The organism is Mucilaginibacter boryungensis (assembly GCF_015221995.1).
GTDB classification, from domain to species: domain Bacteria; phylum Bacteroidota; class Bacteroidia; order Sphingobacteriales; family Sphingobacteriaceae; genus Mucilaginibacter; species Mucilaginibacter boryungensis.
In genome coordinates this window covers 1,695,230-1,720,681 of record NZ_JADFFM010000001.1, presented here as the reverse complement: position 1 = coordinate 1,720,681, position 25,452 = coordinate 1,695,230, and the positions used below count along the sequence as shown (strand labels likewise).

Here is a 25,452-nt window from a genome sequence, read left to right as displayed (position 1 = left end):
CATCTATGCCAAATTTATAGATAATCCTAAACCGGCGTTGCTACGTTTGTATACGATGGTAATACTATTTTACCAACCGCATTTCCAGTAGCAAAAGGTTTTTGCTGTTCAAACTATCAAAATAAGAGAACCCGCCTTATTTTGATAAAGCAGAATTTAATTAATAGTATCAGGTTGAGCCGTCCAGCTTTTTTCTAACAAAGCATCCCAAAGTACTTCAACCGGATGTAGGGCATGTTTTTGTACCCCATCTTTTATTTGATGCCTGCATGATGTACCTGAAGCCGCGATAATTGTATCGGTTGATAGTTTGCGTATAGTGGGGAAAAGCACCAGTTCGCCAATTTGCTGCGATACTTCGTAATGCTCTTTCTCATAACCGAACGATCCGGCCATGCCGCAGCACCCTGATGGGATCAGTACTGTTTTATAATTGGCCGGAATGCTTAGGGTATCCACAATACTTTTTTGAGTTGATAAGGCTTTCTGAAAACAATGGCCATGGATTACTACTTCTTTCTCATCTGATGTGAAGCTTCCGGCACTAATCATCCCCCGGCTGGCTTCACGGCTTAAAAACTCTTCAATAGTATAAGCGTTTTTAGATAGTTTTAGTGCGCTTTCAAAGTTTACGGTTTCGGCTAGGTCAATATATTCATCCCGAAAGGTTAGTATGGCCGATGGTTCGATACCTATTAAAGGGGCATCAGCGGTTATTACTCCGGCTAACTGACTAATATTTTTGTTGGCAATAACGGCCGCTTTTTTCACAAGCCCTTTGGATAACCAGGTACGGCCGCTTTCTGTATGATCCGGGATGATAACTTCATAACCGAGCGCTTCCAGTAATAAAATGGCTTTTTTGCCTATTTCGGTATCGTTATAGTTGGTAAATTCATCGCAAAACAAATGCACTTTGCGTGGTTGCTGCGTAGATTTACTACGTTTTTTATGCCAGCTGCGCAGGGTAACAGGGCTTAAATGCGGAATAGTCCGATCAGGATGAAAACCGACCAGGTTATTAGCCATGCGGCTTAAAAAACGGGTACCATAAATAAAGTTAAATACCCGGGGGGCCCACGATGCCAGCTGCATTTGCCGGGTAAAATTCCCTATTAGTTTGGCGCGGAAAGGCACACCGTTATGATCATAATAATGTTGCAGGAATTCCGCTTTCATTTTAGCTACGTCCACGCTCGATGGGCATTCTGCCTTGCACCCTTTGCAGCTAAGGCAAAGGTCCATTACTTCTTTAATTTCGTGATGGTTGAACGGTTGTGTGTCCTGCTCGTTACTTAAAAACTGGCGCAGCACATTGGCACGTGCACGGGTGGTATCCTTTTCACGACGGGTAGCCATATAGCTGGGGCACATTACGCCGCCTGTTATTTCACTTTTCCGGCAATCGCCTGAACCTGAACATTTTTCGGCCAGTTTTAAAATCCCGCCTTTTCCTGAAAAATCAAAGGTGGTTTTTTTAGGGGTTGGCTGGTCGCCGATTTTAAAACGCAGGTTAGCTTCCAGTTTTGGCGCGCCGGTTATTTTCCCCGCATTAAACACCTGGTTAGGGTCAAATATCTGTTTGATCTGCTTTAGCAACTCATACGTTTCCCCACCTAATAACGATGGGATAAACTCGCCCCTCAAGCGTCCATCGCCATGCTCACCAGACAGCGAACCATTATATTTCTTAACCAGTTCAACAGTTTCTTCTATTATTTTGCGGAACAGCGTTACGCCTTCGGGGCTTTTTAGATCCAACACTGGCTCCACATGCAATTCGCCCGCGCCGGCATGAGCATAGTACGATGCACTGGTATTATGGCGTGCCAATAACTCCTGCAGGTCGGCAATGTATGCGGGCAGGTCTTCCGGCGCTACGGCACAATCTTCAATCAGGTTCACAGGCTGCTTATCGCCGCTGATATTGCGTAATAAGCCCAAACCCGCCTTGCGCACTTCCCATCCATAATTTGTGTCCTTATTATACAATATAGGGTAAGCATAGCCCGCTCCTTCCGCTTTTAACAGCGCTATCAGTTGCTCGCACCGCGCGTTAATGGCTTCTTTGGTAGGCTCCATAAACTCCACCATTAAAATTGCCTCCGGGTCGCCTTCTATAAAAAACCGGTTTTTGTGATATTCCGGATGGTTGATGGTAAAATCCATAATGAATTTATCCACCAGTTCCGAAGCCATTGGCTTGTGTTTAAGCGCCAGCATGTTAGCTGTTAAAGCTTCCTGGATAGAACTGCAATGGATACAGATCAGGGCGGTTTCTGCGGGGGGCAGATCAAGCAAACCAATCTTAACTTCAGTAATAAATGCCAGTGTGCCTTCTGAACCGGCCAGTAACCGGCACAAGTTAAATGGCTGACCGTCTGTTTTAAACGGCTGCATATGCAACAAACTGTCTAACGCGTAGCCATTATTACGACGGGTAACACTGGCTTTAGGGTAATTATCCCGTATCAGTTTTTTATTGCCTTCCTGCGAAAGCAGTTCAATTACCGATTGATAAATTTTGCTTTCGAGTGGGTTATCTGATATCGTTTGTATATCATTCTTCGCGTTAAATACTACCTCGCTACCATCACTTAATATTACTTTCGCTTCTATTAAATGATCGCGTACCGAGCCCCAAACAATACTGTGCAGCCCGCAGGAGTTATTGCCCACCATACCCCCTATCATAGCACGGTTGGCGGTTGATGTTTCAGGACCAAACATCAGGCCATGGGGCTTTAAATAATGGTTCAGGTCATCGCGTATAACACCAGGTTGCACTCTTACCCATTTTTCTTCCTTATTTATTTCAACAACCTGGTTAAAATATTTAGAGATATCAACCACAATGCCATTGCCAACCACCTGCCCGGCCAATGAGGTACCGGCGGCGCGGGGTATCAGCGTCAGGTTATGCTGTAATGCCAGATTGATCAGTAATTTAACATCGGCATTGTTTTTTGGCAAGGCTACGGCTAATGGCTTTTCCTGATAAACCGAGGCATCTGTAGAGTAGGCCAGCAGTTGCGTTTGGTGTAGTGCCGAACCATCATAATACAATTCGCCGCTGAACTTATGGGCAATAGATTGAAAGAATGTTAACATAGGTTGCATAGTTTTACAAACCTCGGAAATTTATTTGCCTTATTGGTAATCGGCTAAATACTTAATTCGCGGCCACGGGCCGTAATAGCCCATTTATCTTTATACACACCCTTTTCAATTATACAGGCATCATTGTACATAGCCACGGTTGGACAAATATGCAAAGGCAATGCAAAAAGCTTATCGCCTATGTTATATCCGTGGTCTTTACCCGCCTCTATTACCATATGTTCTTCGCTATGACTATATGGCGTTAAATGCGGCGCGTTCAGGAAGTAAACCCTGTGCTGTAGGTCGCCTTCGCAGGTGATGGCCTTATAGCCAAGGTCGATACATATTTTTGTTTCATCGGGCAGCGATATTACACGCGTAAGCACTATGGCGCCAAAAACAAAACCCTGCTCTGCAATATGGTCGTGATAATTCTTATCCCAAAAAATGAATGTGCCGGGGCTGCATTCGGTATGTACACGTTTAGCGTGAACAGGAAATGTTGGCGAACCGCCAGCCACCAGCAGCGGGAAAGGATAACCCAGCGCCTGTATAGCCTCACGCAGTTTTTCAACCGGGGCAAATTCTGCTTCGCAAATGCGTTCGCGTTCGGCCGGGTCTACATCATTTATATGGCCGTCATAAGCATGCAAACCCATAAATTTTATACCGGGCAACCGGATAAGATGTTTAAACAGCTCTAATGCTTTTGCAGGAATAATACCTGTGCGGTTCATTCCTGTGTTCAGGTCGATATAAACCGCCATAACCACCTTGTGCTGTAAAGCCGTTGCCGATATCATATCAGCCGATGTTATGTTATCAACCAAACACGCGTAGTTGGTTCTTGGATAGGCAGCCGTCAGTTTTATTAGCCTTTCTAATTTTACTTTACCGGGCTGATAAGCCAGCAAAACATCAACAGCGCCGGCTTGTCCAAGCATTTCGGCCTCGGCGATGGTGGCGCATTTAAATTTATTGATACCGGCATCTATCATTAACCGGCTTACATTAACCGATTTATTGGTTTTAACGTGCGGCCGCAATAAGCTTACATCACCAATCATTTGCTTGATGAGCTGGATATTACTGATCACTCTTTCCGGATAGATAAGCAACGAGGGTGTGTCCAGGTCATCCGTATTTTGGAACTCGTACCAGTTGGTTGTATCTGTCATATATAACCCCAAATTAAAGCTATTTATGCTTTATATGCTACAGCAATTTGTTTTGATGACCCTAACCCTTCGATACCTAACTCCACTACATCGCAGGGTTTTAAATATATTGGTGGTTTAAAGCCCAAACCCACCCCGTGTGGGGTACCGGTGCTGATAATATCTCCCGGGTGCAAAGTCATAAACTGACTTAAATAATGGATCAAAAACGGGACTTTAAATATCAACTGACTGGTATTACTGTTTTGCATAATTTGCCCGTTAACCGTTAACCACATTTTTAAATTGTCTACGTCAACTCCTTCGGGGGTTAACAGATATGGGCCCAGCGGCGCAAAGGTATCGCAGCTTTTGCCTTTAACCCATTGGCCGCCGCGCTCTAACTGAAATTCGCGTTCGCTATAATCGTTATGCAAAACGTAGCCGGCAATATGCTTATGCGCGTCGCTTTCGTTCACATACGACGCCTTTTTACCGATGACTACAGCCAGCTCTACCTCCCAATCGGTTTTTACACTATTTTTAGGGATAACCACATTATCATTAGGGCCGCATATGGCCGATGTAGCTTTAAAAAACACAATAGGTTCAGTTGGTATGGGCGCATTGGTTTCAATAGCATGATCCCTGAAATTTAAGCCTATGCAAATAATTTTACCCGGGCGCTTAACGGGTGGGCCAATGCGTGTATCATCACTCACCAGCGGCAAAGTCGCTGTGTTGTTCAATACTAATTCCCACAACTCATCCAAACCGTTACCGGCAAAAAACTCCTCATCAAAATCCTTCACAAACGCCGATACATCATACTTTGTATCGCCAATAATAACACCAGGTTGCTCTTTACCCGGTTCTCCAAACCTAAATAGCTTCATTAACCAGTTTCAATAATTCGTTTTTTATTGTTGCTTCCGCATTTGTTACCAGCTTGCTGGTACGGCCACGCCAGGTTTCATACCCGCCATATTCAAATTCATGCTCGGGTGGTACATATCCCGCATTGGCGTTGGCCAAACAAATGGTGAAATAGTTTTTAACCGGCGAGTTCTTTTTTAGCCATAAGCCTGTTTCCGCAAAAATTTCTGCACCTAATCCACCGATAATGCCATTGCCAATTTTTAAAGCCTGCACGGGGAACTGCAAGGTATCGGGCAAATCATTAAGCAGCACCTGCTCGCGGGCATACAGTTGTTTAAGCGTTTCATTATTTATCGTCATTTGCTCGTAATTGCTTTCAGCAACTATCTTTTTGGTTTTTTGCAGTTCATCGGCATCAGGCTTCCGTAGTTTTATAGTGAGCTCGCTATATTTTACCAATAGTGATGGCGCATTATCCCATTGGATATGTTGCACTTCCAAACAAACCTTTTCGGCAATGTCCGTACCTATCAGTTCGCTTTTTTTGAAATTCCCCTTCGGGTACCTTTCAGGGTTTAAAAAGTCCCAAATATTGATGTTGCCGCTGGTGCCATTGCTCATCATCCCCACAAAATCATCACCCACATTAAGCTTCTCCTTTATTTGATTTGCAAATACACCAAAATAATCGGCCGATATCGTTCCGTTGTCCCAATCCCCCACATAGTGCAGCGAATAGTTGGCTATCAGGCTTATCCATTTATCATCAGTCCCTTTTACAGCCAGAAAGCCTACCTGCGGGTCGGTTACCCCGTTACCATAGTCTATCAAATGTTCGCCGCCAAAAGGATTGGTTTTTACACTATCGGCTGCACCGCTTACGGGGTTACCGGCAACGTACCCCTCCTTCATTTTATAACGGCGGCAAAGCACATGTTCGGGTACATCAACACTGCCCCATCCTATTTTTGCCGGGCGGATGTTTTGCTTAGCCAGTACTACCGACCTGATAATCAATGCCGGCAGTTTACGCATATATTGCAGATCAGCAGCGCCAAGGTAAACCGATGCTACCGAACCTGCCGCATGGGTGTGCGTACTGGATATTAATATATTGCGGGGGTCAATACCCGTTTGCTTTTGGATTTCTGCCTTAATTTCGTCCAGGAAATCCTTTGGCATTACACAAATATCAACTACCACAATGGCAGCTAACACGCCGTTTTGCTGAACTACCAATGCACGCGCATGCAGCGGGTCATGAATGTATTGGGCATAGTGTGCAATAAAATCACCATTGATGAAGGTGCCCAATGGTGGTGTAATATCAACTTTTGCTGCCCCTGCTAAAAACTGTTTAGTATCCATGTCCTATTAAAATTATGCCCATGTCTGTCTGATAAACCTTAGCCAGTTTTGGCTGAATATATTTTCAATATCCTGCATCTTATATCCTCTTTTAATAAGTATATCCTGAAACTTCTGTAAATCGGCTATCGAATTCATATCCCATGGCGATTGCTCTGTCCCGAATATCCCATCCAGGTCGCTGCCAATGGCTATGTGCCGGGTGTTGCCGGCAATCTGGCAGATATGGTCCCAGTGATCGGCCAGGTTCTCCAATCGGATGTCCAGTTGCCATGGGTCGGATACGGTATCAATAAAACGGATATCCATGGCCCAGCAATCAAGCATTCCCCCTATTACAGCGCCACGTTCAATCAGTAATTTAATTTGCTCGTCGGTTAGTTGCCGTTGGTTAGGTACTATTTTCCTTACGTTATGGTGACTGGCCCAAACCGGGCCGCTATATAAATCAAGCGCCTGGGTAAACCCTTCGTCAGTCAGGTGGGTTACATCCAGTATCATATTAAGGGAATTCATCTCCTTTAATAATTCCACTCCTTTATCGGTTAAAGGGCCTTCCATCTTGGTGCCCGGTGCATAACGCCCCGGACCAAAGTGCGACAGCCCTAACGCACGTAAACCATAATTGTAGGCGGTGTGCAGGTAATCAATATTAACTAACGAATCGGCGCCTTCCAAACTTAGGATATAACCAATAGGCTTTTTTTCGTCATCAATAGCTGGATTATCCCACAAGGATAAATGAGTATTAAGCTGGGTAAGGTTGGTAATTTGTACCATCTCGCCCATTTTTTCCATCTCGCGGTACCAGCATAGCTGCGCCTGTGTCATAGCCCACGCCTGTTGCGGCGAGTTCCAGCCGGGTAACGCACTGCCTGGCGGCGTATAACGTGCCAATTGCGTTGCCACTACTAAGCCAATACGGCCTTTACGCAATTCGGGCAAACAAACCGTTCCCTTGCCACGGTCGGGTTTGTCTTTCATAAACATTTCGCGCTGCCTTATTTCTGATAAAGGGCGTGACAGGTCCCGGTTCCATTCCAGGGCATTCATCGCCAAATCCAGGTGCGCATCAACTATAAAAGGCCTTTGCATATTAATCTGTATAAGTTTCCTTTTGATAATTAAAAGGATATTTTTCTATAATGGATTGTATTTCGTAGCTAAACTTCTCCATCGAATCTTTCCACTTATCTACCTCGGCATCCGTATAAGTATAAAAACCTTTGTTGTTTTGCATACCAAGGCCGCCATCCTTCAGTATTTGCTCCATAAACACTGGTAATTTGGTATCTTTTGACAGATCGGGGTTTAACTCCTTCATTACCATTCCGTAGGCATAGGTACCCATCAGGTCCATATACCGGCAATTACCGCAAAAAGGTAAATAATAACCCGCATCATTTCTGCAGGCCCGGTCAATATCATCCACAGATGCATAACCATTATCAACCAAATAAGCAGCCTCCCTGGCCATAGCGCTCAATAACCGGCTGCGGATACCATCATTCTTAACAATATAGGGGTCTTTGGCCCAAAATAGTTTTGCAACTTTTAAAATTTCCTCAGCCGCATAAGTATCCTTGTCTGACGAAATAATTTCCAGGAAAAAAGTGGTGTGTACCGGTTCTGTCCAATTTAATCCGATTATCCTTTCGGGATGGTTAAACCCTTTTTGTAAGGTTTGCAGATCGATACTTTCCGTATTAATAGCTACTATCACATTTTTTGAAACAAGCGGCATTAGCTTTTGCAACAGGTTTTGTTTTGCCTGTATATTTTCATGGGTAATGGCAATAACTAACTCACATTTTGCAGGTATCTGTAATTCGGTAGTAGTAATAAGATTATTTTTTGCAACCGGGCCTTTCCCCTGAGCAAGTATATGTCTGTCAACAAGTTGCTTAAACTCCGCTGTGTTTTCGGTGCATACAGTTACCCTGTGCGATGCATTAAGCAAACAAACTGCCGTACTTGCTATCAGACCGCCATCCCCTATCAGCAAAACCGGATCTGTATGTTTTATGAATGTTTTCATTAAGCTATATTTTGTTGCAGGTTCCCCAAAAGGGTTATCACATATTTTTTAACACCTCATGTACTTTCGCAATAGCTAAACTGATATCCGCATCGGTATGGGCTGCGCTAATGTACCACAGCCCGCGGCCAATAACACGTATACCTTCGTTGTGCATTGCGGCAATAAACTTACCAAGCTTAGCTTTATCGGCTGTTAACGTTCCCCTATAGTCAGTTACTTTTTCGGCATCGGTGAACGAAATATTGAACATAGGGCCCGGGCCCTGTACTAATAGCTTATGCCCTGTTTGCGCAGCAGCGTCCCTTATTCCGTCCATCAGCTTTTTACCCAGTTTAAACATGCGGTCGTAAGGCTGTTCTTTTTCAAGCACTTGTATGGTGGCTAATGCTGCGGCTACAGTGGCATTGCTTGAATTCATGGTGCCAGCATGTATCACTTTAGCATCCTCTATTAGCTGCATCCAATCCCGGGTACCGGCTATAACGCTTATAGGGTAACCGCTGGCAATAGCTTTTGCAAAAATGCAAAGGTCGGGCTGGATATTGAAGAATTGCTGGGCACCGCCTAAGCTTAACCTGAACCCGGTGATCACCTCATCCAGTATAAAGGCCATATTATATTCATCGCATAACGCGCGTATGGTTTGTAAAAAACCGTCCTGGGGCAAAATACAGCCATTGTTGCACATTACAGGTTCAGTAATTATAGCAGCCAGTTCATGCTGATGTTTTTTAACGGTTTGTTTTAAAAGTTCAGCATCATTCCATGGGATAACAATAAATTCATCACGTGTATTTTCGGCCAGTCCGGCACTCCACGGATATACATTTGGTTCTTCCCTGCTGCCTAATGCTTCGGCCGATGGTGTTGATATCCCCCAGCAAACATTATCCAGCCAGCCATGGTAGTGGCCCTCGAAACGCAGGAATTTTTGCTTCCCCGTTTTCGCCCTGGCCACCCTAAAGGCGGTGTGTATAGCTTCCGAGCCATCCAGGCAAAAGCGCATAAGCTGGGCGGCCGGGACAAGCTGATTGATTTTCTCTGCCAATTCTATTTCACGGATGTGCTGCCCTGCAAAAAGCTGGCCTTGTGCCGAATATTCGTTTATGGCATTCAGTACATATGGATGCGAGTGCCCTAATATTAAAGGCCCCTGGCTAAGTGTAAAATCAAGATATTCATTACCATCCGCATCATATACCCGGCTGCCGTTGCCGTGGGTGTAAAACAAAGCATGCGGGTGGTTATACTTCCTGAATTCGGAAGATACGCCGCCAGCTAAAACTTGTTTCGCCCGCTCAAGTAACCGGGCAGATTTATCATAACTTTTAATTTTCATTACCTATTACAGCTGTAGTGTTGGATAGTTAAATCAGTATGCGTTCCTTTTCAGCAACGTTGTCAGGATATAAGGCGGCCAAGCGAAAAATATCTTCATTAAATGCTTCAAAAGCGCGCTCCCATTCCTTTGCTTCTTTATCCGTATAAGGGTATAAGCCTTTCAGGTTTTGTATGCCCCGGCCATTATCCTCAACAATTTTTTCCATAATGTGTGGTACATGGTCGGCATTTGATAGTTTAGGGAACAGATTTTTAAATATTTCGGCATAATCTTCAAGTCCGGTATAATCCATTCTTCTGAACAACCCCATTAACGTGATCCATGAACCAACGCTATACCTGAACGCTTTATCAGCATCTTCCATTGTAGTTTTCCCGCTATCAACTAAATGGAATATTTCCCGGTAAACGGCATACATTAAACGGTTAGTAATAAAGCCCCTGATATCTTTTCTTAATAAGGTTGGCTCCTTACCCCAATGATGCGCCAGGGCAAATACCCATTCGGCATATTTAGCATCTGTATGCTCCCCGCAGGTAATCTCCATAAAACGGGTAGCATAGGCCGGTTCGGCAAAATGGACACCTATAAACCTTTCGGGAACTGAAACTAATTGCTGTAAAATAGTAATGGCTATGGCCGATGTATTGCTGGCTATAATTGTTGTAGCAGGCACAACATCTGTAATTTTTTTATACACCTGGCTTTTAATATCAATGTCCTCAATAACACATTCCATTACTAACGCGCAATTAGCTAAACAGCTATAGTTAGTACTTATTTCAAGCCGGTTAAAATAATAGGAAACACTATTTTTTAATAACCCTACATGCAGGCAATTGTTAAGCTGGTCTTTAATTTTATTCCCCGCATCGGCAAAATCGGCAGGGATGGGCGCCACCGCTTTTACCCGATGCCCCGAGGCCAGCAGAGATACTATTATACTGCTCCCCATTAGCCCTATTCCCACAACGCCAACCTCAATTTCTGCAGGATTTGTTTTTAGTATATCCATTTATTTATTATGCGGGTATTTTTACAATGCAATCAATCTCAACCTTTAAGTTTTCAGCAAGTACCGATTGTACGGTAGTACGCGCGGGTTTTATTCCCGTGAAATAAGTAGAATAAACTTTGTTGTAGCGGTCAAAGTCGTTAATATCGGCTAAATGGGCGGTACATTTCACTATGTCGTCCATACTGGCGCCAGCCGCCCCGATGATTGCTTTTATATTATCTAAAGTGCGGGTGGTTTCTTCTTCTATCGTTCCTAACACAAATTTCGAGGTCTTAAAATCTACCGCTGCCTGGCCACTAACAAAAAGAAAACCATCAACTAACACACCGTCAGAATATGCGCCGGTATCAAAACCCGACTGACGATCGGGGTGAACAATTTTTTGTTTATTCATAGATCCTTTATTTATGTATAAATATATACAGACTAATTTTGATAATTCCTTAAATCAAAAGTAAACCCGCGCTATTTAGTTTACTATTACTTTCCTATCTATTAGTAGTATTATTTTTCATAAACATGCCCCAATTATGGTTATTTTAGAATAAATACATTAATGTTGTATTAAGAACGGGTTAAACTACAATGAAGGCAATAGAACAAAGGCTACCACAGGATTTTGATAAATCGTTTGTCGTGTTTCGCGAAACCGGCAAGTATTTTCCGTGCCCATGGCATTTCCATCCTGAGTTTGAACTTGTATTGATCTTAAAGTCGACCGGACGGCGTATGGTGGGCGACCATATTGGCTATTTTGATGAAGATGACCTGGTATTTATGGGCGCAGGCATACCGCATGTATGGATAAATGATCAGCAATTTATGAATGGCGAGGCCGGTTACCCTGCCGATGCTATTGTGATCCATTTTATGGATAGTTTTTTAGGCGATAAGTTTTTAAGTATCCCCGAAATGGAAAACTTTAAAAATATACTCAGGCTGTCATCACGGGGCTTAGCTTATTATGGCGAAACAAGGGCGAAAATAAATAGCCTGATGAAAGATATGATAACCATGAGCGGCTTAAAACGCTTATCGGCCTTGTTTGAAATTTTTGATATGTTGGCCACCTCTACAGAGTATGAAGTACTGGCCAGCCCCGGCTATACGCAAGTAGAATTAAAAGCATCGGACCGCTTTGGTAAAGTCACCGAGTATATTATGCGTAATTTTGATAAGGAAATTACCCTTCCCGAAGTAGCATCTATAGCTAATATGGCTGTAACTACATTTTGTAACTTCTTTAAAGACCATTTCAGGGTAACTTTTGTTGAATATCTAAACACCGTAAGGGTGGGTTATGCCTGTAAATTACTGGCCGATGATAATTATAACATAGTAGAAATAGCCTACGAAAGCGGCTTTAAAAATTTAGCTAATTTTAACAGGCAGTTTAAACGCCTTAAAAACATGACACCCACCGAGTTCCGGAAGACAATTGGTGCGTAAAGCTGATAAATTAAATACCACTAATCTGCAAATTTGTAGTAGTTTGTAATAGAATTGGTTGATAGTTTTGAACCATACAAAATAACCAACTATATGAGCTATACCCGCATTGCAACTACGCCCGTTACCCATATTGGCTGGGGTGCAGTAACGCATTTATTGGCTGAAATAAAACAACTGAATGCTACTAAAATACTTTTTGTTAGCGATCCTGTATTAAAACAGATAGGCGTTACCGACCAGGTGGTCCAACCTGTGGCGGATGCCGGTTATCAGTATGATATTTATACCGACATTATCCCCGAACCGCTTTTGGAAACCGGCCAAAAACTGGTAGATTTTGCCCGGAATGGAAAGTATTCGTTAATAGTTGGCATTGGCGGTGGAAGCGCGTTGGATTTAGCCAAACTTGCCGCCGTTTTTTTAGAAAATGAGGGCGATGTTAAGGAATATTTAAACTTAAGCGGCTCAAAAACTTTACAAAAAAAGGGCGTCCCAAAAATACTTATACCAACCACATCCGGCACTGGCGCCGAGGTAACAAACATCTCTGTACTGGCGCTTGAATATACTAAGGACGTGATCAGCCACGATTATTTGATAGCCGATGTGGCTATTGTAGATCCGCAGCTAACTGTTAGCGTGCCGCCAAAAGTAACCGCTGCTACTGGTGCCGATGCACTTACCCATGCTATTGAAGCTTATATTTCGGTAAACGCTAATAACTATTCTGATGGTTTGGCTTTACAGGCTATCCGGCTTATCAGCGGCGCTTTGCGTGGGGCGGTGGCCGATGGCAGCAGCAAGCAGGCCCGCATTGATATGGCTTATGGCAGCTATATCGCAGGGCTTTCTTTTTTTAACGCGGGTGTTGGTGCTATTCATGCGCTGGCTTATCCTTTGGGCGGGCAGTTCCATATCCCACATGGCGATTCAAATGCTGTTTTGATACCCTATGTAATGAGTTATATCCGCCCGGCCTGCTTTAGCAAAATGGGCGATATTTATAACGCCATGGGTGGCGATATCGCCAATATAACTCCCGAAGAAGCTTCTGTAAAATGCATATTCAGCCTTGTCGGCTTGTTAAAAGATATTGGTATTCCCGCCACATTAGCCGGCTTTGATGTGCCACTATCGGCGCTTGAACAATTAACAACCGACGGTGTTAAACAAAAACGGCTTTTGGCTCGCTGCCCAATGCAATTAACCGAAAAAGATATCGCCAACATTTATAAAAATGCTTTTTCGGGCGAATTGGTACCTTAATATAAACACTATGAGCATACAATCCATTAATCCCGCAAACGGGAAAGTAATAAAAAAATATAAAGAGGATTCAGAGCAGAACGTTACCCGTAAAATTGAACAAACCCACAAAGCATGGCTTAAATGGCGCGAAAAAAGCTTTGCAGAGCGGGCCACCCTGCTGAAAAATTTAGCGGCCAACCTAAAACAAAGAAAAGATGAACTGGCTGTTTTAATGGCCAACGAAATGGGCAAACCATTGAAAGATGGCGTGGCTGAAATTGAAAAATGTGCTTCGGTTTGTGAATATTATGCAAACAACGGCACCCAATTCCTGGCTGATGAGGTTGTAGAAACAGATGCCTCAAAAAGCTATGTTAGTTTTCAACCCTTTGGCGTGGTGTTGGCCATTATGCCCTGGAACTTCCCTTTCTGGCAAGTATTCAGGTTCTTGGCCCCTGGATTAATGGCTGGCAACTGTGGCCTGCTTAAGCATGCATCAAACGTACCCGGCTGCGCGCTCATTATTGAAGACCTGGTTAAAACTTCCGGCTTTCCCGATAATGTATTCCAAACCTTAATGATAGGCAGCAAGGAAGTGAACAAGGTAATTGCCCATCCGCTTGTTAAGGCTGTTACCTTAACCGGCAGCACCGAAGCGGGTATAAAAGTTGCCCAACAAGCAGGGACGCTCCTGAAAAAAACGGTATTAGAATTGGGTGGCAGCGACCCGTACATCGTATTGGAAGACGCAGATCTGGAAGAAGCGGCACAGGCATGTGTGAACAGCCGATTAATTAATAACGGGCAAAGCTGTGTGGCTGCCAAGCGGTTTATCCTGGTAAAGGGAATTGAAAAAGAGTTTATAAGACTTTTTAAAGAAAAAATGATGCAGAAAAAAGTGGGTGACCCTTTTGAAGCAGGTACTGATTTGGGGCCGATGGCGCGTGCTGACCTGAGAGATGAATTACACCAGCAAGTATTAAGCAATATTAAAGCGGGCGCCAAGTGTATATTGGGCGGAAACATCCCCCCATTTAAAGGCACGCATGCTTATTATGAACCCACAATACTTACCGGCATAAAAAAAGGGATGCCTGCTTATGAAGAAGAAATTTTTGGACCGGTGGCGCTCATCATATCTGCCAGGGATACCGAACATGCTATTAGTATTGCAAACGATACTGTATTTGGCCTGGGCGCCGCAGTGTTCACTAAAAACAATTCGGCAGGCGAGGAAATAGCCCGCACCAAATTGCAGGCAGGTTGTTGCTTTGTTAACTCACTTGTAAAATCCGATCCGCGGTTACCGTTTGGCGGGGTCAATCAATCGGGCTATGGCCGCGAACTGAGTATATACGGCATACACGAGTTTGTAAATATTAAAACGGTATACGTTAAATAAACAAGAACGCCGGGTGAAAGATCATCCGGCGTTCTTGTTTATCAAGTAAGTTTCCAATGCGTGCTCATGATACAGGCGGGTTCGCCAAGCTTAGGGGCCTGGTAAAATACGGTGTATATCGAACCATCATCCAATTGCACGCTTGCCGGATAACCCAAATCCGGGCTTGGCGCATTAGAAAGATTGATCTCGTTAGCAATATCCCATGTTTTACCTTCATCTTTACTTATACAAACCCGCTCGCCATAAGGTACCCTCCGGCAACCATAAGCAACCAGCAGCCAGCCATTTTTAAGCTGAATTAAATGCGGCGGATAGCCCCATATACCTGTACTTTTCATACCCGTCCATGTTTTGCCACCATCGGTACTTTCTGACTGTAAAAGGAACTTTTTACTAACGTCCGCAGGTTCATTACGGATCATAGCGATTAGCTTGCCCGACGATAATTCCACCACATGCGGCTCGGACATGGTTGTAGTAGGATACTCGTTATTGGGTAACCGGCCTATTACTTTCCAGCTTTTGCCATCATCGGTCGACCGCTCTGCTATCATAGACGGCTTGCCTTCCCAAAAACCTGTACTTACATACAAAAGATCGCCATTTTTTAAGCTGATAGGGCCATGCGGGGCAGTACCTGTAGTCCTTACCGGTTCCAGCCAGGTTTTACCCATATCTTCCGACCGGCGTGTCCAATTGCCCAGCCATTGCTTTTTTGTTTCGGCAGGGATTTTTTCAGCTATCCTGGCATATTTACTAAACACCGGCGGCCCGCCTTTGGTAGCATGCTTACCGGCAAAAACCAGCGATGTAAACCAGCTAACTACCAGCGTACCTTTTTTAGTCTGAATGATCCCGGCATCCCTGTCGTCAAGCGGGGTATTATTAATGGTTTCAGGTTCGGACCATGTTTTGCCATTATCATCCGAAGTAATAAGGTGCGTTTTTCCGTACGGGCATATATGCGAATCTCTATCGCCCGAGAATACAACCATTAATCTGCCCTGCTTGGTTTTCACTATAGTAGGCCAGCCTAAATACCTGTTGGGTTCCACTACCCTGCTTTTGGGTACCATATGCCCGTTAGCGTCCAGTTCGTAACCGTTATCGGCCAGGTATAGCCCCGGTTCAATACATATTGTCTTCGATTCGATGATCTCGGCAATACTGTTTACCGGTGCGGCCATGGGTTTATCAGCCGGCACTGCAGGCTTCGGGCCCGTTGCCTGGCTGACATTTTCGGCAGCTAAAATTTGTTTTGGGGCCAAGCCTGCAGTGGCAGCTATGCCGGTTATAGTTATAAACTTGCGCCGGCTGATATCGGCTTTTAATCCTTTTAATTTCATATGGTATACTTGATATTTTATGCTAAATATATTTTATTTCATCAGTTTGGTTTGTACTACTTTCCCGTTTTGTTTTACTGTAATAATATATATGCCGGGGCCATAAGCCTGCACAGGGATCTCTATACTAAAGGTATCCCCCTGCGACATATAGCTAAACGATTTAAGCTTTCTGCCATAAAAATCGTGTAATTGCAGCTCGATCGGGCCTTTCACAATATTTTTCACAGTTACTTTAGCCACATTATCTGCAGGGTTAGGCGATACAACTACAGTCATTACATCTGTACCTGGTGTTTCATCCTTTTTTAACGGTGCCATTAAAGTTTCATTGGCCGCCGGCGCATCTTGTTGCAAAGCCAAAGGGAAGGCGCCGGTAGTATACAGTTCTACATCATCAAACAAAGCTTTATCGCCTATTTGCGGGCTGCCGCCACTACCAAACGAAAAGCCATCAATTGTAGTGGCAGACACTACATCCTTAACCACATTGCTGCCAATTAAAGTCCCGTCTACATAAACAGAGGCTGTATTGGTGGATGCATTGGCGACAACCTTAATGCTTTTCCAGGTATCCAGTGGGACACTCACCGGGCCCGAGCCTACATTATTCCAGGTGCCATTGTAATATTTAATAACCCCGTTTGGAAAAACAGCCATGTGGAACACAGCTGATGTGCCCGACATTAAGCTAAACTGTACACAGCCCGGATTAGGGCTTGGCGAAAACCCTTTGGTACGCAGTTTAAACTCAAATGTTTTGGTGGCCGATGCGGTATAGCCGTTCTTCCTGAGCGATTTATTGTTGCCATCATTATCAAACATATACAGTGCACGCTGGCTATTATAGCCTGATGGAAGCGGGGTTACCCCTTCGGTTACCCAAAAATCGGGACTGGCGGTATCAGACGCGGTATAACCATACGGGACGATCCCGTAAACGTAATCTTCATAGGTATCGGCTGTCCTAAATATATTAAGCTCGTTAATCCCAACCTTAGTGGCGCTACCCGCTGCCGTTACTGCTACCTTTATATAACGTGCAGCTACCGGGCTAAAACCTACATAATCAACCGTTTGGTGGGTTACGTTGGTATAAGTTTTAAGCGGGCTCCAGTTTACGTTATCGGTAGAATAATCTATCTGGGCATTTTGTGGTTCGCCTTTTAACAAACAGATAGAAAGCCCGTTAATGATCTGAGATTCTAATAAATCAACGGTATAATTCCCGCTGGTACTCATATTAAATGCGCCGCTCCAATAATCGGTACTGGCATCAAATGCACCCGCTACCCCGGTTTCAGGGTGCGTGGCCGAAGTGTACGTCATATTGGTAGTAATACCTACCTGTCCCGGATATTTGGTTTTAAGGTCTATGCGGTTACGGTAATTTAATACCAATTCAATTTTTTTGGTATAAATAGCGAATGGATTAGGTAAAGGATGGTTGTTTGTGCCATAATAAGTATATAATGCCCTGTCTGAAAACTGCAAAAACTGATTATTGCGTACGGGCGCTACCGAGGTATAACCCGAGCTTCTATTCCCCAGCCCAGAAGTACCGGTGAAGGTTGAGGTATAATCTGTCCAGCTGGCCCCTGTGCCATTTACATCATAAGCTATGCGGCAATTGCGCCCTGTAGTTGGCACGTTATCACCATAGGTTAATACCAAAACACCGTTAGGTAGCAGGTCCAGAAATGGATCGACACCTATATTACTGGGAATATTGGGTACATAGTTAACTGTTGTCCAGTTAACGCCATTATCCGTGCTGCGCCTGTATTTTAATGAATTTGCATCATTACGCATGATAGCTAAAATGGAACCATCCTTACAACGGGCGATAGTGCTTTCGGTATAAGCTATCCCGGGTGTATATTGAATGGTATTGACGTACGTCCATGATGCGGCGCCGGTGGTAGACTTAACAAGGATAGCCCGATGCGATTGATAGCCGCTGCCATCGTTAGGGTTAAACTGGGCATAGGCTACCGCCCATAAAGTACCGTCGGCATCCTGGATAATACCACGGTGGAAATGAAAGCCTGCTACAAGGTACCCGGTTGGAAAGCCTGTTATAGTAGCGCCGTTTTGCACAGTCCAGGTAGCGCCGTTATCGGTTGATGTATGATAGGAAAAAGTAAACTGCGGCGACCCCGGAAAAGGGTGCGCCCCATCGTTACCAAAATATAAAGGTAAGCCAACCATTACCCCATCGGTGTTACGCTTAAAGCAATTACCCAGATCGAGCGCGGTAGTGCCTGCTGTTTGTGCAGGGGCCGGACTGTTAAACGTAACGGATTCGTTCATGGAACCCGCCCAGCCAAACGAACCGGGGAACATCACTTTATCCGGGCCGGTGGCCCAGCTCATTATTGTTTTTTTTACGATGCTGGTACCGTTTGATACATCGAACGATGCCACATACGGGAAGTGCATCCATTGGGCGGTATCAACCGGGGCTTGTGTAACCTTTATCCAGCTTCCGTAATGCACATTTTGAATAACCGGGGCCTGTGCGAATGCGGTGCCCGTTAATGCCATGTATAGCATAAAAGTTTGTAGACGTTTCATCATGATTTTTTGTTTATGTGTAGGTGAATTAGAAATAATTTAAGCCCGATAAACAATAGATCACCATAAAATTAATACACATCATCCTCACCTGCCTTCACCTGTAAGTGACCGATCGTTTCAGATGTTTCAACAATCTAATTTAACCTTTAAGCAACCCTGCATCCCACTATTATATAACTGATTAATGGTATTATTTTGCAGGAATGTCAACAAAAACACCCTAACCCACAACAAGTTATGGCTTTGCTATAATGAATTGTATTTCAGTTTATTGATTGAACATCCTGCTAAGCACAGCAGGATATGGATCGCCGGTTATGGTACCTTCGCCATGCATTTTATAGCCAAAGGTGATGCTATCGCCAAAGCATACAATATTGGTAACATCCGGATAGGTATTACTAATGGCCTGATACACGGCTGTACCAATAACACGGTAGCCATTAGCTACGGGATGCACCCCATCATTAACATTAAAATTAGGCACATTTTGGAACAGTGACCCTATATCATCGGTTGAACCACCGCAAGCCAGCAATATCCTGTTCAGATCAATTAAATGGCATTTATTTTTTATGGCCAGTTCTTTTACTACAGCATTAGCCGAATCAACCCGTGCCTGCGGCCCCCCAGGGGCGTAATGCTTTGGATCGACCCGCTGATTTAGGTATTCAACATTAATTGGCGGTATCGTCATCAGCATAAGTTTAGCATGTTTTTTTATCAGGCTGATCAATTTTTGATAATTCTTTTTATACTCCTCCACTGTTAGCATGTTACGTAAGTTCAACATATCGTTTGTGCCAATCATCAGCACTACTAATTGCGGCTTTTTAGCCAGTACGTCCTTATCCAGCCTTGCTAAAAGGTCAAGCACGTTATTGCCATTATAGCCCGCATTAGTAATAGTTACCCGGTTTTGTGAATTGGCGGCTAAGCTTATCATGGTAAAAAGTATAAAAAGTGTTGTAAAAACCCTCATGTTTGCATTGGTTTAAATTACCAGGCTGTCCAGCCGCCGTCAACAAACAGGTTTTGCCCGGTTACGTACGATGCCGCATCTGAAAGAAAAAAGGCAACTGCCCCGGCTACTTCGCCCTGGCGCCCTACCCTGCCCATAGGCACTTTGTAGGCCAAGCGTTCGGTAAACTCTGGATTTTTTTCCTGCCCCTGCGGTGTTGGGAACGGCCCCGGCGAAATACAATTACAACGGACTCCTTTTTTGCCCCAATGCACAGCCAGATAGCGCGTCATTTGCACAATACCGGCTTTGCAGACACCATATTCAATAGGGTTAATATTCATAGGCAATTCGTACACCCGCGGGTCAGGCGATACAGAACCGTACATGCTGGAGAACAGCACAATACTGCCGCCGCCGTTTTGCTCCATTTGCAGGCCAACCTCGCGCGCGAGCATAAACGTTGCAGTGAGGCTGGCGTGGGCAACATCGTCAAAATCTTTTTCGGTCAGGTCTTCAAAATGCTTTGATGTTGACCCAGTGGTAAGGATAACCAAACCTTGTGGTACACCGCGTTCTTTACATTGTGCCTCAACAAACTGTTTTACAGCTTCAACATCACGCACATCAACTGCGGCAGGGGTAATATTTTCATTATTAAGCGTTTGGGCAAACTGTTCGGCCCGTTCCTGTAGATCAACGCATAAAACTTTTGCGCCCGCAGTTAGTAATAGTTCCACTGTTGCCTGGCCAAGATAGCCAGCGCCGCCAATTACCCAAACATCTTTACCCGCAAGGCTTAATATGCTATTAGTTATTTCCATTATAATTGTTAATTAGGCGTTCAGGCCACCGTCCATTAATATATTTTCGCCGTTAATGTATTCGCCTGCCTTTGATGCCAGCAGCACTATCAGGCCTTTAATGTCATCGTTATTGGCCATACGTTTCAATGGTACTTTTTTGGTATAGTTTTCTAAAAAACGTTCAGGCTGGTTATTAAATAAACCACCCGGACTGATACAGTTAACCCTGATATTTTTACCGGCATATTGCTGCGCCAAAAACTTGGTTAAATTGATAAGGCCTGCATTGTGAAAGAAATAATCGGGTGGCAGGCTTTTAGGCATATCGGTACCTTCGTAATTAGAATAATCCGGCCCAAACATGCCCATCATCGAACTGATGTTGATAATGCTGCCGCCATCTGCATTACGGGCAATCAACTCGCCCATTTCGCGCAAAATATCCATCATACCCGTGGCATTTATCTGCATACTTTCGGCAAATTTTTCAATCGGCGCATCAAAACTTTTCATAGGCCGCGCTACCGAATTATTTACAAATCCATCCAGCTTGCCAAATTTTTCAATAATAGCCTTGCTCAATTCCAGTACCGATGCGTGATCGCCCTGGTCAACCTGTAAAGCATGCACATCTAAACCCTGCCCGCGAAAACCAGCGGCTACTTCCTCCAGTTTTTCCAGGTTGCGCGATGCTATGATTACCGTAGCGCCGGCTTCGGCCAGGCCTTCGGCAATACATTTGCCATAATTGCCGGCCCCACCTGATACCAGGACCACTTTACCGGTCAGATCAAATAATTGCTTAACATTCATTAATTTATGATGATTTTTTTACCGCCCTGCTTTAAGCTGTCATTACCGGCAATAAGTGTTTTAATAATTTGTTCTGTTTTGGCAAATTCAAGGCGGGGTTTGCCTTCCTGCACTGAGCGTATAAATTCAATAATATTATCGCGGAATTGCGCGTACGAGTTTTTGATCTCCAGCATCCGCCAGCCTTTTTGTCCAAAAACAGATACCTGGAATGTTCCGGAAATATGCATCATCAAGTGCACGGTAACCTGCAAGCCGCCCTCAAAATCAATCTTTACAATATGGGCGTCCTCACGACCAACGTTTATCACGCTTAGCGGTTTGGCATCATCCAATAACGATAAGATCCCTTCCAACATGTGCACCCCATATTTTGTCCAATCTTTTACCCCAACGGCGGTGATCAGCTCCAGCTTACCTAAATTAACCAGGTCCTGCTTTACAGCCATGTATTCACCGGCATAACGCTGCGATGAACACGACATGATGAATTTCCCCTTAGCAACCTCGGCCGCAAAATACTTTAGGTCTTCAAGCGAATCGCACAGTGGTTTATCAATAAATATGGGGATGCCGGCATCAATAAACGGCCTGGCCATTTCGCGATGGTTCTCCGGGTCATCGCGACAAAGCAGCACCGCATCAACCGCGGATATCATCTCTTCAGCAGTTTCACAAATACTTGCTATACCTGCCGTGCGCGCAATATGCGCTGAAAGCGCTTTATCCTGTGTTAATATGTGGGTTACTTTTGCAGCAGGTAGCCCCAGTGTAGCCTTATTGGCTTGCAAGTAATTAGCTACCGCAGGGTATCCTAAAGCAACTATTTCTTCTGCGTTGAATGTACCATTAATAATTGCCGACCAGGATGTGGGGTGTGCATTCCCCTCACTCATGCCTATGATACCTATTTTTATCATTTTATAATATATTTCCAGGGCTTTTTTGGTAGTTGTTAATGTAAAGGCCAACCTCAATAACCTGTCGGTTTTTGAATTAGCCTAAAACCAAATCTCGGTTTATATCCTATGACCTGATACTATTTTCTTTTATATTCCTGATATTATTATACCGCCAAACCCATACCGTTAAACACTTTCAAGTTCAGCAAAAATTTCGGGAGCATAAAATTTTATTGCTTCCCCTGCCAGGTCAAGTTGCTGGACCGAACGCCCACCTATTAATACTGCGTGTATTTGTGGCTGGTGCAGGGCCCAGGCCATAGCAAGTAACGCGGGCGTATGCCCTGTGCGCCGCGCAACATCCAGCAGTTTTTGAAGCCGCTGATTAGCATGCTCGTTAAAATAAATATCCTGATGGGCTGGCATAATGGCAAAGCGGGAGTTAGCCGCTACCCCATTCAAATGCTTGCCTGTTAAAAAGCCAGCACCTAAAGGGCTATAGGTAACTATGTTGATGTTGTTTTCGGCACACAAGGTCTTCATTTGTGCGGTAATATCACTCACCGCTAAATTATGGTTGTTTTGGATATAACTTAGTCGGACTACCCCCAGGCTTTTTACCAGCCCGATAGCGTTGGTTAATTGTTGCTGGTTAAAATTGCTTGCGCCTATCGCTTTGATCTTGCCTTCGGTTTTCAACCTGTCCAGCGTAAGCCAGGCCAGCGGATGATTAAGCAGATCATCCCACCGGTGCAGATAAAGCAACTCTATTACAGGTATACCCAAACGTTTAAGACTTGCTTCCACCGAAGCACGGATGCCTCCCGCAGTATAGGGTGGTAGAATTTTGGTGGCTATGCTTATCTCGTCAGTTTTTACACCTCGTTCAGCCAACCACTCACCTACAATAGTTTCCGATGATCCATTTCCATACACAGCTGCCGTATCAAAAGTTTTTACACCCATGGCCCGGGCATGGTCCATCAGTGCAAATGATGTTTGTTTATCAATTTCGCGGCCAAAAGTGACGCAACCCAAACCTATATCTGCTGCCATGTTTGTTAGTTATTCGAACCAATAGGAATACAGGTTACCGCCAAGCAAATGGAAACGCAGCTTTATTTCCCTGCCTTGCAATGCAGAAATATCTGCTCCCTTATCCCATTGCACCGTAGCCGCAAACTGATCTTTATTGATAGCTTTTGATTGCCCTGCTGTATAGCCATTAATGGCGTTGCCATCCTTATCCAACACTTCTACCCGAAGGCTTCCGCCAGCATTTAGCTTGGTATTTACTTTTAACTGTTTCCCGGTAAAAGTGATGGTTTTTGTAGTGATGCTGCCTGTATCGCTGCCATCATTATACAGGGAAACAAAACCATCGCGGCGCCAGCTGGCTTTTGCAATGCGGGCATACTGCAGCATATTTCCCGCATTACCGCCGTGCGGCAAGTTCATTGCGCCGTAATACACGGTCATTTCCTTATCGGATACTTGCATATTGCTTGATGTATAGAGCGTGCCGTCATCCCACGCACCGGCCTTACCCAATGGCAAAACAGGGTCGCGTACGGGGCGTGCCCAATGCCTGAGGTCGCGCGAGAAGGCAACCTGCGGCTGTATCTTGCCATCGCCGGTTACCGCAAACTCACCGTTACCGTAGGTGGTAATATCAAAAAACCACGGAAAGCCGATATAAGCACCTTGGTACGGATAAACCGGCATACCATACACATTAGCTTCGATACCACCTTTCGACATCACCAGGCGGTCATCATCAGGGTCGCCCTCTACCACCAGCGACCATAAAGAATTTGGCTGCCCCGGCGCATGCCAGTTAATAAAATCTTCGCTAACCGATACAAAGGCAGCCCGGTCATTCTTACCGGGGGTTATACTGGTATTGCTTACCAGCATGCGCTGTTTGGTAGTGGCAATAAACAGTTTCTTATCCCTATCGTAAGCTATGTTGGATACATCGCCGTAGGGCAAAACAGGCTTGGCATAATGCGTCCAATTCAAACCATCCGGCGAGAAGTAAACGTTATAACCAAAATTCTCTTTTATTACGCCATCAAACGACATCATTTTGTACCTGCGCGATGCATCCCGATCATCCGGATCGTACACCACTGTACCTCCGCCTACCCGACAAATATTATTATGCCTGCTGCCATTAAAATCAATAATACCCAGATCGGGCTTTACCCAGTTCACCCCATCTTTGCTGGTGGCATAGCACACAAAATATTTTTCTTTAGCATAGGCGCAATACCACATGCGGTAACCGCTGCCTGGGGTTGGTTATGCAACACAGTGCCATAGATATAGGTTGAATTGCCCTCCCATGGTTCGGTGGCTTTTATTAATATGTTTGATTTTACCGGTTGGTTTACCACACGTTGCATATCCACCATTTGGGCAATGCGGTAATCGTCCATAAAAAGCTCGCGGACGCCGGGTTGTATAACCGGGTTATAGTTATCATCATACGTCAGCGCCACATCGTCCCAAAAGGACAGCCCCGTTTGTACCAGCCCGGTAAAAATGGCCACGGTAACATGGGTGGTTTTATCCGGTGCTTTCTGTTCAATTGTTACTTGCTGCCAGTTTGCCGCAGGTTCAACAGAAACTATTTTAGTACCAATAGCAATGTTGTTCTGATCCCAAAATTCAAGCTTGAAGCCTGCCGGACTACCTGTTTTGGTTTTTACCCAGGCACTGGCTTTATATAAAGTACCAGGGTCGGCAATGCGTTTCTCTGTCCTGATCAATATATTGCTTGTGGCGGATGTATCCGAAACTTTTAAAGACTGATCGTCCTTGTTAGCCCCGTGCCTTTCAGCACCCGAAAGAGTTGCCGTTTGCAGCCCCATGCCAATAACCCAATGCAGCGGACGCTGAAATGGGTCGCGCGACATAAAATCGCCATTGGCAACCATATTGTTTGATGGCGTAAAAACCTGCGCCTTAGCTGCGCATAACAGTTGCATTAACATTATCGTTAGCAGGGCAATCCTATTCGTTTTCAT

The 25,452-nt window shown here is 44.5% G+C and carries 21 protein-coding genes; 3 read left to right on the top strand and 18 right to left on the bottom strand.

The window, feature by feature from the left end:
* Nucleotides 1-156: 156 nt before the first annotated feature.
* From IRJ18_RS07225 to IRJ18_RS07185, 9 genes are read right to left on the bottom strand one after another with little or no spacing between them, the layout of a single operon-like run.
* Nucleotides 157-3,111 carry an FAD-binding and (Fe-S)-binding domain-containing protein gene (locus IRJ18_RS07225; RefSeq protein WP_228072610.1) on the bottom strand — a complete coding sequence of 985 codons (2,955 nt, stop codon included), beginning with the start codon at nucleotides 3,109-3,111 and terminating at the stop codon, nucleotides 157-159.
* Between the two features lie 53 nt (nucleotides 3,112-3,164).
* Nucleotides 3,165-4,280 (bottom strand): D-TA family PLP-dependent enzyme, encoded by a 1,116-nt coding sequence (locus IRJ18_RS07220; RefSeq protein ID WP_194105522.1) that lies wholly within the window; start codon nucleotides 4,278-4,280, stop codon nucleotides 3,165-3,167.
* Nucleotides 4,281-4,303: 23 nt separating this feature from the next.
* On the bottom strand, nucleotides 4,304-5,155 hold the full coding sequence (locus IRJ18_RS07215; protein WP_194105521.1) for a fumarylacetoacetate hydrolase family protein: 852 nt from the start codon (nucleotides 5,153-5,155) through the stop codon (nucleotides 4,304-4,306).
* On the bottom strand, nucleotides 5,142-6,506 hold the full coding sequence (locus IRJ18_RS07210) for a neutral/alkaline non-lysosomal ceramidase N-terminal domain-containing protein (protein ID WP_194105520.1): 1,365 nt from the start codon (nucleotides 6,504-6,506) through the stop codon (nucleotides 5,142-5,144). The genes IRJ18_RS07215 and IRJ18_RS07210 overlap by 14 nt, the downstream gene beginning before the upstream one ends.
* A 12-nt stretch (nucleotides 6,507-6,518) precedes the next feature.
* On the bottom strand, nucleotides 6,519-7,601 hold the full coding sequence (locus tag IRJ18_RS07205) for a dipeptidase (RefSeq protein ID WP_194105519.1): 1,083 nt from the start codon (nucleotides 7,599-7,601) through the stop codon (nucleotides 6,519-6,521).
* A gap of 1 nt (nucleotide 7,602) precedes the next feature.
* Nucleotides 7,603-8,544 carry a 3-hydroxyacyl-CoA dehydrogenase family protein gene (locus tag IRJ18_RS07200; RefSeq protein ID WP_194105518.1) on the bottom strand — a complete coding sequence of 314 codons (942 nt, stop codon included), beginning with the start codon at nucleotides 8,542-8,544 and terminating at the stop codon, nucleotides 7,603-7,605.
* A gap of 37 nt (nucleotides 8,545-8,581) precedes the next feature.
* Nucleotides 8,582-9,886 (bottom strand): aspartate aminotransferase family protein, encoded by a 1,305-nt coding sequence (locus IRJ18_RS07195; protein WP_194105517.1) that lies wholly within the window; start codon nucleotides 9,884-9,886, stop codon nucleotides 8,582-8,584.
* 28 nt (nucleotides 9,887-9,914) lie between these two features.
* Nucleotides 9,915-10,904 carry a 3-hydroxyacyl-CoA dehydrogenase family protein gene (locus IRJ18_RS07190; RefSeq protein ID WP_194105516.1) on the bottom strand — a complete coding sequence of 330 codons (990 nt, stop codon included), beginning with the start codon at nucleotides 10,902-10,904 and terminating at the stop codon, nucleotides 9,915-9,917.
* A gap of 7 nt (nucleotides 10,905-10,911) precedes the next feature.
* Complete coding sequence (locus IRJ18_RS07185) at nucleotides 10,912-11,301, bottom strand: RidA family protein (protein WP_194105515.1); 390 nt, start codon at nucleotides 11,299-11,301, stop codon at nucleotides 10,912-10,914.
* 191 nt (nucleotides 11,302-11,492) lie between these two features.
* On the opposite strand from IRJ18_RS07185, the gene IRJ18_RS07180 reads away from it, so the two are divergent.
* The 3 genes from IRJ18_RS07180 (at nucleotide 11,493) to IRJ18_RS07170 (ending at nucleotide 15,009) form a co-directional block, all read left to right on the top strand.
* The gene (locus IRJ18_RS07180) at nucleotides 11,493-12,356 is read left to right on the top strand and encodes an AraC family transcriptional regulator (RefSeq protein WP_194105514.1); all 864 of its coding nucleotides are present in this window, start codon (nucleotides 11,493-11,495) and stop codon (nucleotides 12,354-12,356) included.
* 93 nt (nucleotides 12,357-12,449) lie between these two features.
* Entirely contained in the window at nucleotides 12,450-13,625 is a 1,176-nt protein-coding gene (locus IRJ18_RS07175) for an iron-containing alcohol dehydrogenase (protein ID WP_194105513.1), read from the top strand.
* 10 nt (nucleotides 13,626-13,635) lie between these two features.
* A complete protein-coding gene (locus IRJ18_RS07170; protein ID WP_194105512.1) occupies nucleotides 13,636-15,009 on the top strand; it encodes an NAD-dependent succinate-semialdehyde dehydrogenase in 1,374 nt (457 codons plus the stop codon).
* Between the two features lie 41 nt (nucleotides 15,010-15,050).
* Here the strand turns inward: IRJ18_RS07170 and IRJ18_RS07165 are convergent, their stop codons facing one another.
* From IRJ18_RS07165 to IRJ18_RS07125, 9 genes are all read right to left on the bottom strand, one after another.
* The gene (locus IRJ18_RS07165) at nucleotides 15,051-16,358 is read right to left on the bottom strand and encodes a sialidase family protein (RefSeq protein ID WP_228072608.1); all 1,308 of its coding nucleotides are present in this window, start codon (nucleotides 16,356-16,358) and stop codon (nucleotides 15,051-15,053) included.
* A gap of 33 nt (nucleotides 16,359-16,391) precedes the next feature.
* Nucleotides 16,392-18,938: a discoidin domain-containing protein gene (locus tag IRJ18_RS07160; protein ID WP_194105511.1), complete on the bottom strand. Its 2,547-nt coding sequence runs from the start codon at nucleotides 18,936-18,938 to the stop codon at nucleotides 16,392-16,394.
* A gap of 268 nt (nucleotides 18,939-19,206) precedes the next feature.
* Nucleotides 19,207-19,884, bottom strand: a complete 678-nt coding sequence (locus IRJ18_RS07155) for an SGNH/GDSL hydrolase family protein (protein ID WP_194105510.1) — start codon at nucleotides 19,882-19,884, stop codon at nucleotides 19,207-19,209.
* A gap of 53 nt (nucleotides 19,885-19,937) precedes the next feature.
* A complete protein-coding gene (locus IRJ18_RS07150; protein ID WP_194105509.1) occupies nucleotides 19,938-20,723 on the bottom strand; it encodes an SDR family oxidoreductase in 786 nt (261 codons plus the stop codon).
* A 12-nt stretch (nucleotides 20,724-20,735) separates the two neighbouring features.
* Nucleotides 20,736-21,518, bottom strand: a complete 783-nt coding sequence (locus IRJ18_RS07145; protein ID WP_194105508.1) for an SDR family oxidoreductase — start codon at nucleotides 21,516-21,518, stop codon at nucleotides 20,736-20,738.
* Nucleotides 21,518-22,438: a Gfo/Idh/MocA family protein gene (locus tag IRJ18_RS07140; protein ID WP_194105507.1), complete on the bottom strand. Its 921-nt coding sequence runs from the start codon at nucleotides 22,436-22,438 to the stop codon at nucleotides 21,518-21,520. Before IRJ18_RS07140 ends, IRJ18_RS07145 begins: the two co-directional genes overlap by 1 nt.
* A gap of 168 nt (nucleotides 22,439-22,606) precedes the next feature.
* A complete protein-coding gene (locus IRJ18_RS07135) occupies nucleotides 22,607-23,476 on the bottom strand; it encodes an aldo/keto reductase (protein WP_194105506.1) in 870 nt (289 codons plus the stop codon).
* A gap of 9 nt (nucleotides 23,477-23,485) precedes the next feature.
* The gene (locus IRJ18_RS07130) at nucleotides 23,486-24,700 is read right to left on the bottom strand and encodes a glycoside hydrolase family protein (protein ID WP_194105505.1); all 1,215 of its coding nucleotides are present in this window, start codon (nucleotides 24,698-24,700) and stop codon (nucleotides 23,486-23,488) included.
* Nucleotides 24,634-25,452: a carbohydrate binding domain-containing protein gene (locus IRJ18_RS07125; protein ID WP_194105504.1), complete on the bottom strand. Its 819-nt coding sequence runs from the start codon at nucleotides 25,450-25,452 to the stop codon at nucleotides 24,634-24,636. The genes IRJ18_RS07130 and IRJ18_RS07125 overlap by 67 nt, the downstream gene beginning before the upstream one ends.

Excerpts from the sequence above, each read along its gene's own strand:
- IRJ18_RS07160 (WP_194105511.1), bottom strand. The coding sequence starts at position 18,938 with ATGATGAAACGTCTACAAACTTTTATGCTATACATGGCATTAACGGGC.
- IRJ18_RS07150 (WP_194105509.1), bottom strand. The coding sequence starts at position 20,723 with ATGGAAATAACTAATAGCATATTAAGCCTTGCGGGTAAAGATGTTTGG.
- IRJ18_RS07185 (WP_194105515.1), bottom strand. The coding sequence starts at position 11,301 with ATGAATAAACAAAAAATTGTTCACCCCGATCGTCAGTCGGGTTTTGAT.
- IRJ18_RS07190 (WP_194105516.1), bottom strand. The coding sequence starts at position 10,904 with ATGGATATACTAAAAACAAATCCTGCAGAAATTGAGGTTGGCGTTGTG.
- IRJ18_RS07165 (WP_228072608.1), bottom strand. The coding sequence starts at position 16,358 with ATGAAATTAAAAGGATTAAAAGCCGATATCAGCCGGCGCAAGTTTATA.
- IRJ18_RS07220 (WP_194105522.1), bottom strand. The coding sequence starts at position 4,280 with ATGACAGATACAACCAACTGGTACGAGTTCCAAAATACGGATGACCTG.
- IRJ18_RS07225 (WP_228072610.1), bottom strand. The coding sequence starts at position 3,111 with ATGTTAACATTCTTTCAATCTATTGCCCATAAGTTCAGCGGCGAATTG.
- IRJ18_RS07155 (WP_194105510.1), bottom strand. The coding sequence starts at position 19,884 with ATGATAAGCTTAGCCGCCAATTCACAAAACCGGGTAACTATTACTAAT.
- IRJ18_RS07175 (WP_194105513.1), top strand. The coding sequence starts at position 12,450 with ATGAGCTATACCCGCATTGCAACTACGCCCGTTACCCATATTGGCTGG.
- IRJ18_RS07210 (WP_194105520.1), bottom strand. The coding sequence starts at position 6,506 with ATGGATACTAAACAGTTTTTAGCAGGGGCAGCAAAAGTTGATATTACA.
- IRJ18_RS07195 (WP_194105517.1), bottom strand. The coding sequence starts at position 9,886 with ATGAAAATTAAAAGTTATGATAAATCTGCCCGGTTACTTGAGCGGGCG.
- IRJ18_RS07125 (WP_194105504.1), bottom strand. The coding sequence starts at position 25,452 with ATGAAAACGAATAGGATTGCCCTGCTAACGATAATGTTAATGCAACTG.
- IRJ18_RS07145 (WP_194105508.1), bottom strand. The coding sequence starts at position 21,518 with ATGAATGTTAAGCAATTATTTGATCTGACCGGTAAAGTGGTCCTGGTA.
- IRJ18_RS07130 (WP_194105505.1), bottom strand. The coding sequence starts at position 24,700 with ATGTGGTATTGCGCCTATGCTAAAGAAAAATATTTTGTGTGCTATGCC.
- IRJ18_RS07205 (WP_194105519.1), bottom strand. The coding sequence starts at position 7,601 with ATGCAAAGGCCTTTTATAGTTGATGCGCACCTGGATTTGGCGATGAAT.
- IRJ18_RS07200 (WP_194105518.1), bottom strand. The coding sequence starts at position 8,544 with ATGAAAACATTCATAAAACATACAGATCCGGTTTTGCTGATAGGGGAT.
- IRJ18_RS07170 (WP_194105512.1), top strand. The coding sequence starts at position 13,636 with ATGAGCATACAATCCATTAATCCCGCAAACGGGAAAGTAATAAAAAAA.
- IRJ18_RS07180 (WP_194105514.1), top strand. The coding sequence starts at position 11,493 with ATGAAGGCAATAGAACAAAGGCTACCACAGGATTTTGATAAATCGTTT.
- IRJ18_RS07135 (WP_194105506.1), bottom strand. The coding sequence starts at position 23,476 with ATGGCAGCAGATATAGGTTTGGGTTGCGTCACTTTTGGCCGCGAAATT.
- IRJ18_RS07140 (WP_194105507.1), bottom strand. The coding sequence starts at position 22,438 with ATGATAAAAATAGGTATCATAGGCATGAGTGAGGGGAATGCACACCCC.
- IRJ18_RS07215 (WP_194105521.1), bottom strand. The coding sequence starts at position 5,155 with ATGAAGCTATTTAGGTTTGGAGAACCGGGTAAAGAGCAACCTGGTGTT.